We start from the raw sequence: 16,204 nt of genomic DNA, 5'->3' as shown, positions 1-16,204 counted from the left end.
TACCTGCTCTGAACGGCTTTCATTTTCTGATCTTACTCGTAAATCGGCAATACTTGATTCGTTTGGCTGCGGTTACGGCCGACGGAGAAAATCGCGATCGGAATGCCCGTCAGTTCGGACACGCGCTTCACATAGTTGCGGGTCGTTTCCGGCAGATCCTCCAGCGTCTTCGCGCCGCTGATATCTTCGGACCAGCCCGGAAGCTCCTCGTACACCGCTTCGCACTCGGCGAGCATTTTCAGGCTGGCCGGATAATGCGTAATTACCTCGCCCCGGTACTTGTAGCCGGTGCAAATTTTGACCGTCTTCAGCCCGGTCAATACGTCCAGCGAGTTCAGCGAGAGGCCGGTCAGTCCGCTTACGCGGCGGGCATGGCGCACCACGACGCTGTCGAACCAGCCGACGCGGCGTGGACGTCCGGTAACCGTGCCGTATTCATGGCCGGTTTCACGGATGAAATCGCCGATCTCGTCCTTCAGCTCGGTCGGGAATGGTCCGTCGCCGACGCGGGTCGTGTAGGACTTCGCAACCCCGATCACCTGATCGATCTTCGACGGTCCGACACCGGATCCGATGCAGACGCCGCCAGCCGAAGGGTTGGAGGACGTTACGAACGGATACGTCCCTTGGTCGATATCGAGCATAACGCCTTGTGCACCTTCGAACAGCACCTTTTCCTTCGAATCGATCGCATCGTTAAGCACAACCGAAGTATCCGTTACGTAAGGGCGAAGAACTTCCGCGTATTCCAGATACTGCTTCAGAATCTCTTCCACGTCCAGCGGTTCCGAACCGTACACTTGCTGGATCACATGATTTTTCTCGTTCATCAAATGGCGAAGCTTCAGCTCAAACTCTTCCGCATCCATCAAATCCGCAATCCGGATGCCGCTGCGTGCCGCTTTATCCATATAAGCCGGGCCGATCCCTTTGCGGGTCGTTCCGATTTTGTTCGGTCCCTTGCGGTCTTCTTCCAGTGCGTCGAGCACCATGTGGTAAGGCATAATGACATGGGCGCGGTCGCTGATGACCAGGTTTTTCGTATTGAAGCCATTTTCGTGAATATAGTTAATCTCTTCAATCAGCGCGGCCGGATTCACGACCATGCCGTTGCCGATTACGCATTTCTTATCCGAATAAAACACGCCCGACGGGATCAGGCTGAGTTTGTACTTCTTGCCATCGATGAGGATGGTGTGACCGGCATTGTTGCCTCCTTGATAACGGGCCACCACATCTGCGCTCTCCGCCAGATAATCCGTGATTTTACCTTTACCTTCGTCTCCCCATTGGGTTCCTACAACGACTACCGTTGACATGTACATTCCCCCGCCCGGTGCCATCGCACCTGTATTTGAACAATTTTATAACCGAAAACCCGAACGACGCACCGGAACAGTATGATCTAGCCTCCGAATCCGCTTCAGGCCTTCCTAAAAAAAACAGACCAGACTTACACAACACGTTAATTTACTGCTGGAAAGCAGCAATATCAGTTTACCAGTCTCCATTTTTAAAGTCAAATTAAAAAACGAACAATCACACAGTCGCCCGTATGATTGTTCGGAAATAATGAATAATTGCTAAGAATTACAGGTATAAAAAACACGCAGTATTCGCCAAAGTCAGTATTACCCGGCAAACGCATCCGTATGCGCCCGTTCATAATTCGCAAATTTATTGAAGTTTTTGAGAAAGACCAGCTCGACGGTGCCGACCGGACCATTCCGCTGTTTGGCGATAATGATCTCGATGATGTTCTTCTTCTCCGTCTCCTGGTTATAATAGTCGTCCCGGTAAAGAAACGCCACGATATCGGCATCCTGCTCGATTGAGCCGGATTCCCGAAGGTCCGACATCATCGGACGCTTGTCCTGCCGCTGCTCCACGCCCCGGCTAAGCTGGGATAACGCGATTACCGGCACTTCCAGCTCACGTGCGATCTGCTTCAGCGTCCGGGAAATCTCCGACACTTCCTGCTGCCGGTTCTCGCCCGGTTTGCCGCGGCCGTGAATCAGCTGCAAGTAGTCGATGAGGATCATCCCGAGCCCCCGCTCCTTCTTCAGCCGCCGGCATTTTGCCCGGATATCGGCCACGGTCACGCCCGGCGTATCATCAATGTAGATTTCCGCCTCCGACAAAGCCGAAATACCCATCGTCAGCTTGGCCCAGTCGTCGTCGCTCTTGAAGTCGCCTGTCCGCATGATGCCGGCGTCGAGATTCGCCTCGGCGCAGATCATCCGCTGCACCAACTGGGCGGCGGACATTTCCAGACTGAAGATCGCGACGGTTTCCTTGGCGCGAACCGCCACGTTTTGCGCGATATTGAGCGCGAAGGCGGTTTTACCTACGGACGGACGGGCTGCCACGATGATCAGATCGTTCCGTTGAAAACCCGCCGTCATCTTATCGAGATCGACGAAGCCGGACGGGATTCCGGTCGTATTCCCGCGGTTCTGGTGCAGCAATTCAACGCGTTCGAACACTTCCATCACCACGTCGCGAATTGCGATAAACCCGCTGCCGGAGCGACGGTTCGAAATTTCGAGAATGCGCCGCTCCGCATCGCTTAGCATCCCGGAGACATCCTCGCCGCCGGTGTATCCGTCGCTGACGATTTGCGTCGCGGTCCGGATCAAACGGCGCAGCATCGATTTCTCTTCGATAATGCGCGCGTAATAATCGACATTGGCCGCCGTAGGGACCGCATGTGCCAATTTCGCCAAATAGCTGACTCCGCCGGTATCCTCCAGCTCGCCGCGATCTTGCAGCCGAGAAGTCAGGGTAACCAGATCAATCGGCTGTCCCTCTTCGCCCAATTGGACCATCGCTTCATAAATCAACTGATGGGGCTTGTCATAGAAATCATCGGTTCGAACCCGCTCCATCGCGGTAATAAGCGCCTCGGACTGAAGCAATATCGCACCGAGTACCGCCTGCTCCGCCTCCAGATTTTGCGGGGGGATCCGATCGTAAAATGGATCGCCGCTCATGTTACTCCTCCGTAACCTGAACTTTAAACGTCGACTTCACTTCAGGATGGAGCTTCACCGGTACCTGGGTTACGCCCAGCGTACGGATCGGATCGTGCATTTCAATCTTGCGCTTGTCGATCTTCACACCGGCTTTCTCCAGCGCTTCAGCCACCTGTTTGCTCGTAATCGCTCCGAACAAACGGCCGCCTTCCCCGGCTTTCGCCTTCAATGTGACCGTCATTTCTTCCAGCTTCTTGCCGAGCGCCTGCGCTTCTTCTTTTTCCTTCTCCTTGCGCTTCACTTCAGCCGCCGTTTGATGCTCCAGCGTTTTTACGTTGCCGTCGGTCGCCGGACGAACCAGCCCGCGCGGCATCAGGAAGTTCTGTGCGTAGCCTTCCGATACTTCCTTGATTTCCCCTTTTTTGCCTTGACCCTTCACGTCTTTCAAAAAGATTACCTTCATTCGAATAACCCCTCTTCCTTCTCTATTTCATCCAGTACGGCCAGCAATCGTTGCTCCGCCTCCGCCTGAGTGCCTTCCAATTGTACCGCGGCGTTCGTCAAGTGCCCCCCGCCGCCAAGCCGTTCCATAACCACCTGCACGTTCATGCTGCCTAAGGATCGGGCACTGATGCCGATCAGGCCGTCGGGCCGTTCGCTGATGACGAACGATGCAAGCACGTTCGTCATATTCAGCAGCGTGTCCGCCACCTGGGCGATCAGCAGTTGCGGAATCTTGCGATCCTCTTCCGTCACCGCCAACGCGATATGCCCGTGAATCATCCGGGCATGCTTGATGATATCCGCCTTGGCGATGTATTCCTGCAGGTCTTCCTTCAGGAGCCGCTGCACCATGGCCGTATCCGCCCCCATCCGGCGGAGGAAGGCGGCCGCTTCAAACGTCCGCGACCCGGTATGCAGCGCAAAATGCTTCGTATCGATCGTAATCCCCGCCAGCAACGTCGTTGCTTCCAGCGGACTAAGTTCGACCTTCTCGTGAATATACTGCAGGAGCTCGGTCACGAGCTCGCATGCCGAGGAGGCGTACGGCTCCAGATAAACCAGCACGGCGTCGTTGATAAACTCTTCGCCGCGGCGGTGGTGATCCACCACCACGACCCGCCGTGCGGCGTCCACCAGACGCGGCTCCATCGTAATCGACGCCTTATGGGTGTCGACGACGACCAGCAGCGTGTGCGGGGTCATCATACCGAGCGCCTGCTCCGGCGAGATGAAGCGGCGCGCCAGCGCCTCTTCTTTATCGACGCGCTCCATCAGGCGCTCGATTCCCGGGTTTGAGCCGTCGAGCACGATGTGCGCTTCGACCGAGTACATATCGGCCGCCTTCATCACCCCGATGGAGGCGCCGATGACGTCAAGGTCGGGCATGCGATGGCCCATGATGATGACGCGGTCGCTCTCCTGCATCAAATCGCGCAGCGCATGCGCGATGACGCGGGCGCGGACGCGCGTCCGCTTCTCTACGGCACCCGTCTTGCCGCCGTAGAACGACAGCCGCTGACCGGCCTTCACCGCGGCCTGGTCGCCCCCGCGCCCGAGCGCCATGTCCAGACTCGACTGGGCGAGTTCGCCCAGCTCGCTGAAGCGCTCGGTGCCGAACGCCAGGCCGATGCTGAGCGTCATCGGCACCTTCAGGTCCGCGGTCATCTCGCGGACCTCGTCCAGAATCACGAACCGGCTTTGCTCCAGTTCGGTCAGCGATCTCTGATTCAGCATCATCAGATACCGCTCGGACGACAAGCGCCGCAAATAAATGCGGTGCTGCTTAGCCCATTCCGTGATCGCCGACGCCACCCGGGCGATCAGCGCGGTCCGCTGCTGGTCATCCATGCCCTGAGCAGCCTCGTCCAGATTGTCCAGCATCACGATGCCGAGCGCGGGCCGTTCGTTCTCATAACGGTCGCGCAGCATCGCGAGTTCGGTCATATCGTGAATGTAGATCAACCGCTCGTCATGATCGATCGTGAGCTCGTAGTACCGCTCATTCGCCACCACTTCGACCATGGATCTGCCTGCTTTATTATCCTTTTTGTCCTTGGCCGGCTGCGGCAATGGAGGCAGTAGCTCGGCTAAAGAGGACCCTACCACCGTATCCTTGCCGAACATGCCGCCCACAAAACGGTTATGCCATTCCACTACCCGGTCGTCACTGTAAAGCAAGATCCCGAAGGGAAGACGCCCGATGGCTTCCCCCTCTACCCGCTTAATCCGGTAGGTCAAATCCGTAACATACTTGATCAGATCCCTGCGAAAACGCCGTTCCGCCTGAAGCATCAGGTATGCCAGCACGCAAACCAGGCACAACCCGATCAAGCCGAGAATCCAATTATAGTAAGAGACGAAAATGACAAGCAGCAGCTGAAGCATGAACATCCAAACCGTCTGATAGCCGTGCCAACGCTTTTGCAGTAAACTAGGCATGCTTTCCCACCCTATCGTCTTGGTCTTGTAAGCATCTCACGCAGCGGAAACGCGATGTCCAACATTCCGACAATGCGAAGCGGCGGAATAAATACCATCGCCACCACAAGGAGAACCGGAATCGCCGGATTCCACTTTCGGTGGTAAGCTGCAAAGAAGAACAGACTTGCCGATTGAATCATGAATAGGAACTGCAGTAGCGGCATCAAGTTAAGAAGAATCGTTCCCATAAAGCCTTGGTGAATCGCTTCCCCGCCAAACATTTGAATCAGTAGGCCGATCAGATAATACCAGATCAGCGATCTAGGCAACCGCCAGTCCCGGAACGGCGGAAGCTTAGGTACGATATGTCCCATGCTGCCCAGCGTAGGACGGGCAACCGCATGCGCGATGACCGTAATAATCAGCGAGCAGACGATCATCGTAAACGGAATAAGCCGCACCGTCAGGCTTGATAATTGCTGACTTATCTCAGGTGACCAGATCACCCCGCTGGCTAGCGGGCTATCCGCCACGTTTTGGAGCGGAGCCATCGCGGTATTGAGCATATCTTCAATGGCCACAGCCAAATTGAAATCAAAAAACACCGTGCTGATGAGCAGAATCAGCAAAAATAGAGCCATAATCGTACCGGCTCCCATCAGAATAGTCCGGATCGCGGACGCCCTCTTCTTATAGAGATACCCCATCACGATCGCGGGGATCAAGAAATAAGCTGCTTGAAGCAGCATCGCTGGCCCAAAGATCAGTGAGCAAATAATCCAGACCGGCACAATATGAAGCACGAACGCTTTGGCCGATAAAGTAGTGTACAACAGGACGCCAGGCACAATCAGAAAAAAAGCCGTGACGACGGTAAGCGGAGTAGCGAGTGACAACAGGAGCAGCAGATAAACGACGCTCCAAGCCACCGATGTCCAGCGCAGCTTCAAATGGGTTCACCTCTTACGCATATGTTCTTCCAATGTAGATATATCCTGATACCAATCCTCGAGCTGGTGCCCTTCCTGTTTATGTTTTTTCAACTTCTCCAAGATGGCCTCATCCAAATCCCGATAGGAAACACCCAGTCTGCGTCCCAGTATATAACTGCTGACGATCAGGCTGGCAAGGCTGTCCGTTATCCGTGTCGTGCTGCCTTCCCACAATGCTTTGAATAAACGGGATACGTGATCGACAACTTCGGTTTTTAACCACTCGATCACTTTAGCTCGTTTGGCTACATCCATTTCCCTTTGCATGGCCGACAGCTTCCACCCTCCCAGAAAAAGCTTTATTCTACATTATAGCATAAAGCAAGCCCACCAAGGGACGCAAACGGGCGCAGCAAGTTTTTACAGCAAGGTTTCCATCCGTGTTTCCCATTTATGCGGAAGCCTCCTATGATTTCGGCAACGAGGCGTCGCGGGTCACGAATTTTTCGCAATACTCGATAATCTGGCTGCGGCGAACAATACCGATAAACCGGCCCATATCATCCACCACCGGCACGAAGTTTTGCATTTTTGCCAAATTGATAAGGTCTTCCATATCGGCATCGATCGATACCGGCTTGATGTCCATTTTGAGGGGAACATCCCGGAGATAAAATTTTGAAGCGGTCTCAAAAGTAATCTTGCCTTCGGAATTCTTCATATACCATAGCAGGTCACCTTCCGTGACCGTCCCTACGTATACTCCGTCCCGGCCGAGTATCGGCACCGCCGAGTACCGGTGAAATTCCATCCTTTCCAGCGTCTGCCGCAAAGTCGAATCCAGCGTTACCGTAACGACATCATTTTTCGGCAGTAAAAAAAACGCAATATTCATGAGAATAAGTTCCTCCTCTATCCTATTAACCTTCCTTTAGAAATCGGAAAAATCCATGTTTCGCATTATTTTTCCGTTCCGGTTACACTAGTTTGTACGTTTCAGGATGAATCCTGTTCCGTCAAATGGCGCGAAATCGGCAGCCGGTATACCGGACTGCCGAAGGATTCGCGGAATGTATGATTGCTAGGTCGTTGTGCTGAATAATGGAATAATAACTGATTATTGGGCCTGAACCGTTTCCGCAGGTTTCTTATCCGCAGATTCCTTGCTACCCTCTGTTTCCGCTTCTTCCGCGGCTTTCTCACGGGCATCCGGCATCAACAGCTGTTCCGGCGCCGTGCTTGGATCATTCCAGCTGACGATCAATTGCTTGGCAAATTCAAGGTCTTCTTCATCGGCTGCATCATAGTATACGCCATTCTTGCGGAAGCCTTCCCCCATAATGGTAAACCCGTTAATGGATGGGGCATCTCCCAGCAACACTTTCTTGGAGAGATCGATAATATAACTCGGCATCATATCGGTTTTAAAATTTTCACCAAGCATATCCATCAAATCCGGGATTTTCGATACCTGATCCAGCTTCAGCATCCGGTCCACGATGGCGTTCAAAAATACCTGATGCCGTTTGGTCCGGTTAAAATCGCTATCCTCGCGGTACCGGACGAAGTTCAATGCTTCCTGACCGTCATACAGCGGTTTTCCCGCCTTGATCGTGAACTTCTCATGGTCCTTCTGTTTGTTGACGATATCTTCCGTGATCGGCAGCTCAATACCACCAAGCGCGTCAACTACTTTCCGCAACCCCTCGAAGTTAATGGCCGCATAGTAATCGACAGGACTGCCGAGGAAGTTTTCGACGGTATCCTTAGCCATTTTTTCGCCGCCGAACGCATAAGCATGGTTAATCTTGTCTTCCTTATCCTTGCCGACGATTTCCGTGTACGTATCCCGCGGGATCGAGACGAGCAGCACTTTGGATTCCTCCGGACGAATGACCGCATAAATCATCGTATCCGAACGGGCCGGTTCATTCGCCCGCTGATCTACCCCTAGCAAGAGGGCGCTGAACGGCTCCATCTTCTGCTCCTTGACTACCGGCTTTGGCTGTTCTCCCTCCAGCGGGGAGTAGGATTTCTCCAGCTTCTTCTCCACTTGGCCGGAAAGGAATAAATCAAACGCCATCACGGCTAACGGTTTGCGGAACACGTAGCCTCCCGCCCCGAGGATTACCAGGATCGTCAGCACGATCGCGACCGTTTTTCCCCGGCTCCCTTTCTTCTTTACCCTTTTATCTCTTTGTTTCATCATATGCCTCCATCTGTGTTGATTATTTCTTATTATAAAGGTACGACTCTGCTCATTAAATAAATACCCTACCGTTTCGTACTATACCATATAGACGAATTTCGGTACAACAAAGTTACCGCCTCCGTTTAATGGCATGCGCCGATAAATTCCCCATTTATGACTAAAATGTACACAAAACACTACTGCAGAATAAGCAAAAAAAGTCCGCCTCCCATTATAAAGAGGAGACGGACTTTTCATTTTAATTTCGTACTTTCGTTTTTGTTTAGTCGGCGCTACTTAGGAATCGCCTTTGACCAACGGAAAATGGCAAGCGACTTGTCTGCCTGGGATGATCTCCTCCAGCAACGGCTCCACTTGGGAGCATTTCGCTTGAGCCAGCGGACAACGCGTATGGAAGCGGCAGCCCGAAGGCGGATTGGCCGGTGAAGGTACATCCCCCTGAAGGACGATCCGCTCCTGACGGCGGCCCGGCGACGGCTTAGGAATGGCCGACAGCAATGCGGCTGTATAGGGATGCAAAGGGGCGGCAAACAGCGTTTCCGTTTCCCCCACTTCCACCATCTTGCCCAGATACATGACGCCGACCCGGTCGGAAATATGCCGGACTACGTTAAGACCGTGTGCAATGAACAAAAAGGTGAGACCCAGTTCTTTTTGCAGCTTCATCAGCAAATTGATGACCTGCGATTGAACCGATACGTCCAGTGCGGACACCGCTTCATCCGCCACAATGAATTGAGGATGCAACGCAATCGCCCGTGCAATGCCGATCCGCTGCCGCTGCCCGCCGGAAAATTCATGCGGATACCGGTTGCGGCGGGAAGCATCCAAGCCTACCATTTCCATCAATTCGACGACCCGCTCATCGATTTCTTTCCCCGACATATTCCGGTGAACGCGCAGCGGCTCCCCGATGATGTCTTTTACCAGAAAACGCGGGTTCAGCGACCCGAACGGATCCTGGAAAATAATCTGCATTTCCTCGCGCAGTTCCCGGAGGTCCTTCCCGTTCATCTCATGGATATCCCGCCCGTTAAACAGCACTTCGCCTTCGGTTGCGCCTTGAAGCCGCAAAATCACCCGTCCCAGCGTAGACTTGCCGCAGCCGGATTCACCGACGAGTCCGAAGGTCTCGCCCTTCTTGATCGTCAGGGACACATCATCCACCGCTTTGACCTGGCCGACTACCCGGCTCAGCAGCCCTTTATGAATCGGAAAATATTTCTTCAGGTTCCGGACATCGACTAATATCTCTTCAGTCGCTGATACTCCAGCAGCCGATGGATTTTTCACTTTGGTTTTCGTACTCATCCGCGCTTCACCCCATCTCTGCCGCCTCTACCGTCCACAAGCGCCACCGGCCGATCTTCAAACAACCAGCAGGCCGTCCGATGATCTTCCCCCACCAAAAAGTCGAAAGGCTCTTTTTCGCGGCAAACATCCATAGCGTGCGGGCACCGCGGATTAAAGCGGCAACCTGTCGGCAACTGCCCGATCGGCGGAATCGTCCCCTGAATCGTATAGAGTTCCCGGCCCCGCTCCCCTTCAAATCCGGGAATCGATTGCAGCAGTCCGATCGTGTAAGGATGGCTCGGATTGCTGAAAATTTCTTCCACAGGGCCTTCCTCCACAATGGCCCCCGCGTACATAACGGCTACGCGGTCCGCCATTTCCGCCGCAACCCCCATATCATGGGTGATCAGCAAAATAGACATCCCGAGCTCCGACTGCAGCTTGCGAAGCAAGTCCAAAATCTGCGCCTGTACCGTAACGTCGAGCGCCGTTGTCGGCTCGTCGGCAATCAGCAGTTCGGGATTACACGCCAGGGCAATCGCAATAACGACGCGCTGACACATCCCGCCGGACAGTTCATGCGGATACTGTTTTGCACGAATTTCCGGTGCCGGAATCCCGACCATGCGCAGCATGTCGACCGCTGCATTCCAGGCTTTGTCTCCGCTCATCTCTTGATGCAGGCGCAAACTTTCAGCAATTTGCTCCCCGACCGTAAATACCGGATTCAGCGATGACATCGGATCCTGAAAAATCATGGCGATCCGGTTGCCCCGGATATGACGCATTTCTTCCTGACTTTTCACGGTTAAATCCTGCCCGTGGTACTCAATGCTCCCATCCGCGATCACTCCGCCCGCATAGTCGATCAGCCGCATCACGGCGAGCGAGGTGACGCTCTTTCCGCTGCCGGATTCGCCGACCAGGCACACGGTCTGCCCCTGGCCAATGGACAGCGAAATTTCATCGGTGGCTTTGACCATTCCTTTATCGGTTACAAAGCCGACCGTCAGTTTCCGGATTTCGAGTAATTTTTCCGCCATTGTTTCAGCCTCCTCCGGGTTTTGCTCATGCTTTGCCGAGGATCAAGCGCATCTCTGATCCCGTCACCGATAAAGTTGACCGCGAGCACGACTAACAGAATACATAGGCCTGGATATACGGCCTGCAATTTATCAACCAGCATAAATTCCTGCGCATTGCTCAACATAACCCCCCAGCTTGTCGCGGGAGCTTGAATGCCGAGACCAAGGTAGGATAATGCCGATTCACTCAAAATGGCACTGCCTACCATCAAGGTGGCGTTTACGATAATCGGAAAGCTCGCGTTGCGCAGCAAGTGGCGGAAGATGATGCCCCAGCTCGATACCCCGATGGCCCGGGCGGCTTCCACGTACTGCATTTCCCGAAGCTGCAGGAAGGTCCCGCGTACCAGGCGCGCGATGCTCATCCAACTCGTAAGTGCCAAAATCATTATCATATATTTGATTTGCGAACCGAAAATCGCCAGTACGAGAATATTTAAAAACAGAGTAGGTACCGAGTTCATTACATCGACGATTCTCATAAAAATGGTATCTACCCATCCGCCGAAATAGCCGGAGATGGCTCCGACAATAGAGCCGATGACAACGGACGCAAGCGCTACGGAAAACCCGATCAACAGGGATATGCGTGCGCTGTAAAGCAGCCTCGTAAATATATCGCGGCCCAGTTCATCCGTACCCAACAAATGCCCATCCGTCCCAGGCTTCAGGTTCGGAAACATCATATCGATCCGGGAAGGTTCGTATTTCGTAATAAAAGGAGCCAATAATGCCATTACCACAAAAAACAGCAGTACTACAAGCCCGGTCATCGCATAAGGATTTCGGGAAAATTTACTCCACAGCATTCTCCATGGACCCGGCGGGCGCTTGGATAGGTTTACCGCCGAAGGTTCGCCTGATTCCGGGGGCAGGCCGGCTGGAACGGAAAACAAAGGGGCGCTTCCAGTTCCTGCAGGAACTTCCACTTTCATTTCACTCATGCCGCTTTCCCCCCTTTTCCGCCGAGTTTAACTCGAGGATCGACCACGGCATACAAAATGTCCGCCAACAGGTTACCGATAATAACAATCACAGCCGTAACGATCGTAATCGCCATCAATACGGAATATTCGCGAGCCAGGGCGTTCTCCACGTAAAACCTTCCCATGCCCGGCCAGTTAAACACATTCTCCGTCAGTGCGGCTCCCGCAACCAGAATCGGCAAATCCAGCCCGATTACGGTGATGATCGGAATCAACGCGTTACGGAGCGCATGGCGGAAGACTACTTTCCGTTCTTTAACCCCTTTGGCACGGGCCGTCCGGATATAGTCCTGATCAAGCACTTCCAGCATGCTGGCGCGCGCGTATTTCATATAAGAAGCTAGGAATCCTAAGGCAAGCACCGAAACCGGCAATACCAGGTGCATGAACAAATCGCCGATGTCGCCTTCTTTGCCTCTGGAGTGCATGTCCGAAAGCGGGAACCAGTCGAGCTCTAACGACAGCCACTGCTGAAGCAATATCCCGAACCAAAAGCTCGGCATGGCAAAACCCAAATAAGAAATAAAGGACGAGGTCTGGTCGGATAATCCGTATTCCCTCGTACTGTTGTAAATGCCCCAGGGAATGGCAATCACCAGCGAAACAAACCACGCAACCCCCATCAAAATCAGTGTATTCATCATCCGCGGCCACAACAAATCGCCTACCGGAATGTTATTCTTGAAGGTATGCCCCAGATCTCCCTGGAGCAGGTTGCCCACCCATTTTGCATATTGCACAGGCAGAGGCTTATCCAGGCCCATGTTTGCTTTTTGTTGGGCCATCGCTTCCGGTGATAAACCCGGAGAAAGCATCACTTGCGTGGGGCCGCCGGGAGCAGCATGAATAAGAAGAAAAGTGGCGACCGTAATTAAAAAAATGACCAACACCGATTGTAACAGGCGACGGACCAGATATTCTGTCATCGTTCTATCCTCCTAATAAATTGCAAGGTATAGAATCTCCGTATGACTATTTCTCCTAAAGGAGAAGGAGAAAGAGACATTTCTCTTTCCCCTCCGGTGATTCTATTTCCTGTATCCGTTCGTTATTCGGTTACCCACCATTTAATCGCATGGAAGTATTGTCCGTAACCGAGTGATGGTTCCGGACGGTCTTCTTCCGCCCAGTGGACTCTAGGTCCTGTGCCGATTGCCTGACCATATTGATAGAGGAATACGTATGGCAGGTCGGTGGAGATTTCTTTGGCCACTTCCTTATAAATTTCTTTCCGTTCGTTTTGATCGACGGTCGAATATCCGTCCACCCACAATTGGTCCAGCTTCTCGTTCTTATACCAGCCGCTGTTTTGTCCAGCCGGCGGGAAGTATTTCGACGAGAACACGCTCTCCGAATCCGGATCCGGCGTATTCAGCGACCAAGCCAGCAGCAATGCTTGATATTTACCCGGTGTTACATTTTGGTCGATCCAGGCCGCGAAATCGATGGCCTTCGGTGTTGCTTCGATACCTACATCTTTAAGGTTTTGTTGAATAACGGCCGCTACTTGTTCACGACGGCTGTTACCCGCATTATATTGAAGCTCGAACGAGAACCGGTGGCCGTCTTTTTCAAGAATGCCGTCTTTGCCGGCAACCCATCCGTCTTCAGCCAAGAGCTTCTTAGCCGTTTCAGCATTGTAATCGTAGTTTACGGCTGCTTCTTTCGGATCGGCCCATGTATCCGGCAGGAACGGTGCGTTCATCAGAGCGCCGACGCCCTTCAGGATGTTATCGACCATGCCTTGGCGGTTCAACGCGTGAGCAATCGCCTGTCTTGTCTTCTGTCCTTCAAACAATCCGTAATTATCCGGGAAGTTCTTCGGATCAAAGTTGAATTGGAGATATTCGTACTGCGCGCCCGGCTTTTGAATAATATCGATTTGATCGTTACCTTTAACCGCATCAACTTGGGTTACAGGAATGGCGCTAATATGGTCGGTATCGCCTTTCAGAAGCGCTTGAACCTCGGTGTTTTGATCCGCATAAATCTTATAGACGATTTGCGCGATATGCGGCTTCACTTCGCCCCAGTAGTTCGGGTCAGCATCCATGACATGGCTTTCCCCGGCTTTCCATGATGTCCATTTCCATGGTCCGCTTGTTACTGTCTTCGCAGGATCCGTACCATAGGCATTCGCTTGAAGTTCTTTTACTGGAATATCCTTCAATACATGGGCAGGTACCAGTTCAGTTACAAGCGTATACTGGAACGGTGAGTATACTTGTTTCAACGTAATTTTAACGGTCTTGTCATCGACTTTTTCTACTTTGTCTACTTTATCGAAAAGGCTGATCCCAGGAGCACCCGCATCCGGGTTGCGGACCGTATCGAACGTAAAGATGATATCGTCCGCCGTTACGGGTTGACCGTCGCTCCATTTCGCCGAATCTTTCAATTTCACGGTATAAGTTTTACCGTCTTCCGAAACTTGCGGAAGCTCCGCAGCCAGTGACCAAGGCTCTGCAGTTACATTCCCCTCACGGTTCAAATCATACAGTTTCGCGAAGAGGAATTGAGCCACGTCGCCGGAAGAAGTATCGTTAATAAAAATAGGATTAAGACTTACGATATCAGAAAATGTACTAAGCGTAATCGTTCCACCATCAACCGGCTCATCAGCCGCTGGAGGGGCCTCTGTATTTGTTTTTTGCTCATTGGTTTTGTTATTCTCCGCCGGAGCAGGATTAGCTGCGTTGTTATTCGTGCTGCAGCCCGTAAATAAAATTCCAATCAAAGACACTATAAGCAGAACAGACCACCAATTCATCTTTTTACCCTTCATTACCAAGACTCCTCCTTCAGAATATGTAGTTGCTATTTACAGTAAAGCCGTCTTGCCGATAGAACTTGGACCTGTTCCTCTCCTGAATCCCCCCTTGTAAAATCGGGCCTTTGCTTCTTTATATAACTTTCGCCACGGGTCGGTACAGCGATCTCCTACACGAAATCCGACGTAACCTTAGGCGTAGTTTCCAACGAAATAAACCTCTGAAAAACAAGAAGCGGTATAGATTTAAATATAGTGATTGTTTCTGGAAATAGTACGACATACATTAGATGTTAGAATCTTAGAAGTGATATTGTGATGTGATGTGGAAAATTCAGCATTATATTGGTAATTACTGTTTAACCTATCATATATGTGAACTTATGAGGAAAATGAAAGAAGATTAACCATAGTGTATAACTTATGTTAATGAGATAAAGCGTCAAAGCGTCAAAATATAAACCACTGGTTAATAAGAGAAGTGAGTCGAACCCCTTGTAAGCTGGGGAAAATCTCCAACTTGATTATTGTAAATAATACATGTTAATTAACCTTACGTCAATATCTTTTTAAGGCATTTTATACCTCCTTTCAACGTGACATAATTCGTCATATACCCATATTTTCTATCCCCTTCCTTATACTGTATAGGCCTGGCCCGCGGAACTTTTTGTCCGTAAAATGCAAAAACAGCCGGATCCATTAGGATTCGGCTGTCTCTCTTGGCGTCTAACGATTACTCCGTAGTGTATGGAAGCAATGCGATTTGACGGGAGCGTTTGATAGCAACAGTCAAAAGACGTTGGTATTTCGCGCTTGTACCTGTTACACGACGTGGCAAAATTTTGCCGCGTTCGCTGATGAATTTCTTCAACAGCTCAGTATCTTTATAATCAATGTGAGTAATTTTGTTCACAGTGAAGTAGCACACTTTACGACGTTTGTTGCGGCCGCCGCGGCGAGCCGGTCTTTTGTCGTCTCCGCCTTCTCTTTGTTTGAAGCTCATGCTTTTCAGTCCTTTCCGTTATTAAAATGGCAAATCGTCATCCGAAATATCGATCGGTTTCCCGTCATCGGAGAAAGGATCATTTTGATTGCCGCGCGAGAAATTGCTGCTGCGTCCGGTGTTGCCACCGCCGCTGCCACCTCCAAATGGAGCTGCTTCTTCACGCTGTCCTCCGCCACCTGCTCCGCCTTCGCGGTTCGACTCCAAGAAACGGACATTATCGGCAATGACTTCGGTAACGTAAACCCGCTTACCTTCGTTATTTTCGTAATTCCGTACTTGAATACGTCCTTCCACAGCCGTCAGACGACCTTTGCGCAAGTAGTTTGCGCACGTCTCGGCAAGCTGTCTCCAGGTTACAACCGGGATAAAATCCGCTTCGCGTTCTCCGCCTTGCGAGGTAAAGGGTCTGTCCACGGCAATCGTGAACTGAGTGACCGCTACACCGGATGGCGTATAACGCAGCTCCGGATCCTTGGTAAGACGTCCGATCAGAATGACACGGTTCAACAATCAAATCC

At 52.0% G+C, this 16,204-nt stretch carries 15 protein-coding genes; all 15 read right to left on the bottom strand.

Features of this window, described 5'->3' with window-relative positions; genetic code table 11:
- Nucleotides 1-32 precede the first annotated feature (32 nt).
- The 15 genes from ACLB09_RS12395 to ssb all read right to left on the bottom strand — a co-directional run bounded on the left by ACLB09_RS12395 (nucleotide 33) and on the right by ssb (nucleotide 16,196).
- Nucleotides 33-1,319, bottom strand: a complete 1,287-nt coding sequence (locus ACLB09_RS12395) for an adenylosuccinate synthase (RefSeq protein WP_410770146.1) — start codon at nucleotides 1,317-1,319, stop codon at nucleotides 33-35.
- 312 nt (nucleotides 1,320-1,631) lie between these two features.
- Nucleotides 1,632-2,993, bottom strand: a complete 1,362-nt coding sequence (gene dnaB / locus ACLB09_RS12390) for a replicative DNA helicase (protein ID WP_410770145.1) — start codon at nucleotides 2,991-2,993, stop codon at nucleotides 1,632-1,634.
- Nucleotide 2,994: 1 nt separating this feature from the next.
- Complete coding sequence (gene rplI / locus ACLB09_RS12385) at nucleotides 2,995-3,438, bottom strand: 50S ribosomal protein L9 (RefSeq protein WP_410770144.1); 444 nt, start codon at nucleotides 3,436-3,438, stop codon at nucleotides 2,995-2,997.
- The gene (locus tag ACLB09_RS12380) at nucleotides 3,435-5,417 is read right to left on the bottom strand and encodes a DHH family phosphoesterase (protein WP_410770143.1); all 1,983 of its coding nucleotides are present in this window, start codon (nucleotides 5,415-5,417) and stop codon (nucleotides 3,435-3,437) included. Before ACLB09_RS12380 ends, rplI begins: the two co-directional genes overlap by 4 nt.
- Before the next feature lie 11 nt (nucleotides 5,418-5,428).
- Nucleotides 5,429-6,349 carry a DUF2232 domain-containing protein gene (locus ACLB09_RS12375; protein WP_410770142.1) on the bottom strand — a complete coding sequence of 307 codons (921 nt, stop codon included), beginning with the start codon at nucleotides 6,347-6,349 and terminating at the stop codon, nucleotides 5,429-5,431.
- 6 nt (nucleotides 6,350-6,355) lie between these two features.
- Nucleotides 6,356-6,658 carry a MazG-like family protein gene (locus ACLB09_RS12370; RefSeq protein WP_410770141.1) on the bottom strand — a complete coding sequence of 101 codons (303 nt, stop codon included), beginning with the start codon at nucleotides 6,656-6,658 and terminating at the stop codon, nucleotides 6,356-6,358.
- 139 nt (nucleotides 6,659-6,797) lie between these two features.
- Nucleotides 6,798-7,226 (bottom strand): CBS domain-containing protein, encoded by a 429-nt coding sequence (locus ACLB09_RS12365; RefSeq protein WP_410770140.1) that lies wholly within the window; start codon nucleotides 7,224-7,226, stop codon nucleotides 6,798-6,800.
- Nucleotides 7,227-7,448: 222 nt separating this feature from the next.
- The gene (locus ACLB09_RS12360; RefSeq protein WP_410770139.1) at nucleotides 7,449-8,537 is read right to left on the bottom strand and encodes an LCP family protein; all 1,089 of its coding nucleotides are present in this window, start codon (nucleotides 8,535-8,537) and stop codon (nucleotides 7,449-7,451) included.
- A gap of 282 nt (nucleotides 8,538-8,819) precedes the next feature.
- Nucleotides 8,820-9,854: an ABC transporter ATP-binding protein gene (locus ACLB09_RS12355; RefSeq protein ID WP_410770138.1), complete on the bottom strand. Its 1,035-nt coding sequence runs from the start codon at nucleotides 9,852-9,854 to the stop codon at nucleotides 8,820-8,822.
- On the bottom strand, nucleotides 9,851-10,879 hold the full coding sequence (locus tag ACLB09_RS12350) for an ABC transporter ATP-binding protein (RefSeq protein WP_410770137.1): 1,029 nt from the start codon (nucleotides 10,877-10,879) through the stop codon (nucleotides 9,851-9,853). Before ACLB09_RS12350 ends, ACLB09_RS12355 begins: the two co-directional genes overlap by 4 nt.
- On the bottom strand, nucleotides 10,846-11,856 hold the full coding sequence (locus tag ACLB09_RS12345) for an ABC transporter permease (protein ID WP_410770760.1): 1,011 nt from the start codon (nucleotides 11,854-11,856) through the stop codon (nucleotides 10,846-10,848). The genes ACLB09_RS12350 and ACLB09_RS12345 overlap by 34 nt, the downstream gene beginning before the upstream one ends.
- A gap of 5 nt (nucleotides 11,857-11,861) precedes the next feature.
- Nucleotides 11,862-12,833 carry an ABC transporter permease gene (locus ACLB09_RS12340; RefSeq protein WP_410770136.1) on the bottom strand — a complete coding sequence of 324 codons (972 nt, stop codon included), beginning with the start codon at nucleotides 12,831-12,833 and terminating at the stop codon, nucleotides 11,862-11,864.
- A gap of 122 nt (nucleotides 12,834-12,955) precedes the next feature.
- Nucleotides 12,956-14,692 carry an ABC transporter substrate-binding protein gene (locus ACLB09_RS12335; RefSeq protein WP_410770135.1) on the bottom strand — a complete coding sequence of 579 codons (1,737 nt, stop codon included), beginning with the start codon at nucleotides 14,690-14,692 and terminating at the stop codon, nucleotides 12,956-12,958.
- Nucleotides 14,693-15,413: 721 nt separating this feature from the next.
- Nucleotides 15,414-15,683 (bottom strand): 30S ribosomal protein S18, encoded by a 270-nt coding sequence (gene rpsR / locus ACLB09_RS12330; protein ID WP_082207605.1) that lies wholly within the window; start codon nucleotides 15,681-15,683, stop codon nucleotides 15,414-15,416.
- Between the two features lie 21 nt (nucleotides 15,684-15,704).
- Nucleotides 15,705-16,196 (bottom strand): single-stranded DNA-binding protein, encoded by a 492-nt coding sequence (gene ssb / locus ACLB09_RS12325; RefSeq protein ID WP_410770134.1) that lies wholly within the window; start codon nucleotides 16,194-16,196, stop codon nucleotides 15,705-15,707.
- Between the last annotated feature and the right edge of the window lie 8 nt (nucleotides 16,197-16,204).

It is taken from the genome of Fontibacillus forbon (genome assembly GCF_046559655.1).
Taxonomy (GTDB): Bacteria; Bacillota; Bacilli; order Paenibacillales; family Paenibacillaceae; genus Fontibacillus.
Note: the sequence above shows the minus strand (reverse complement) of the source record. Positions and strands in the feature narration are given on the sequence as shown.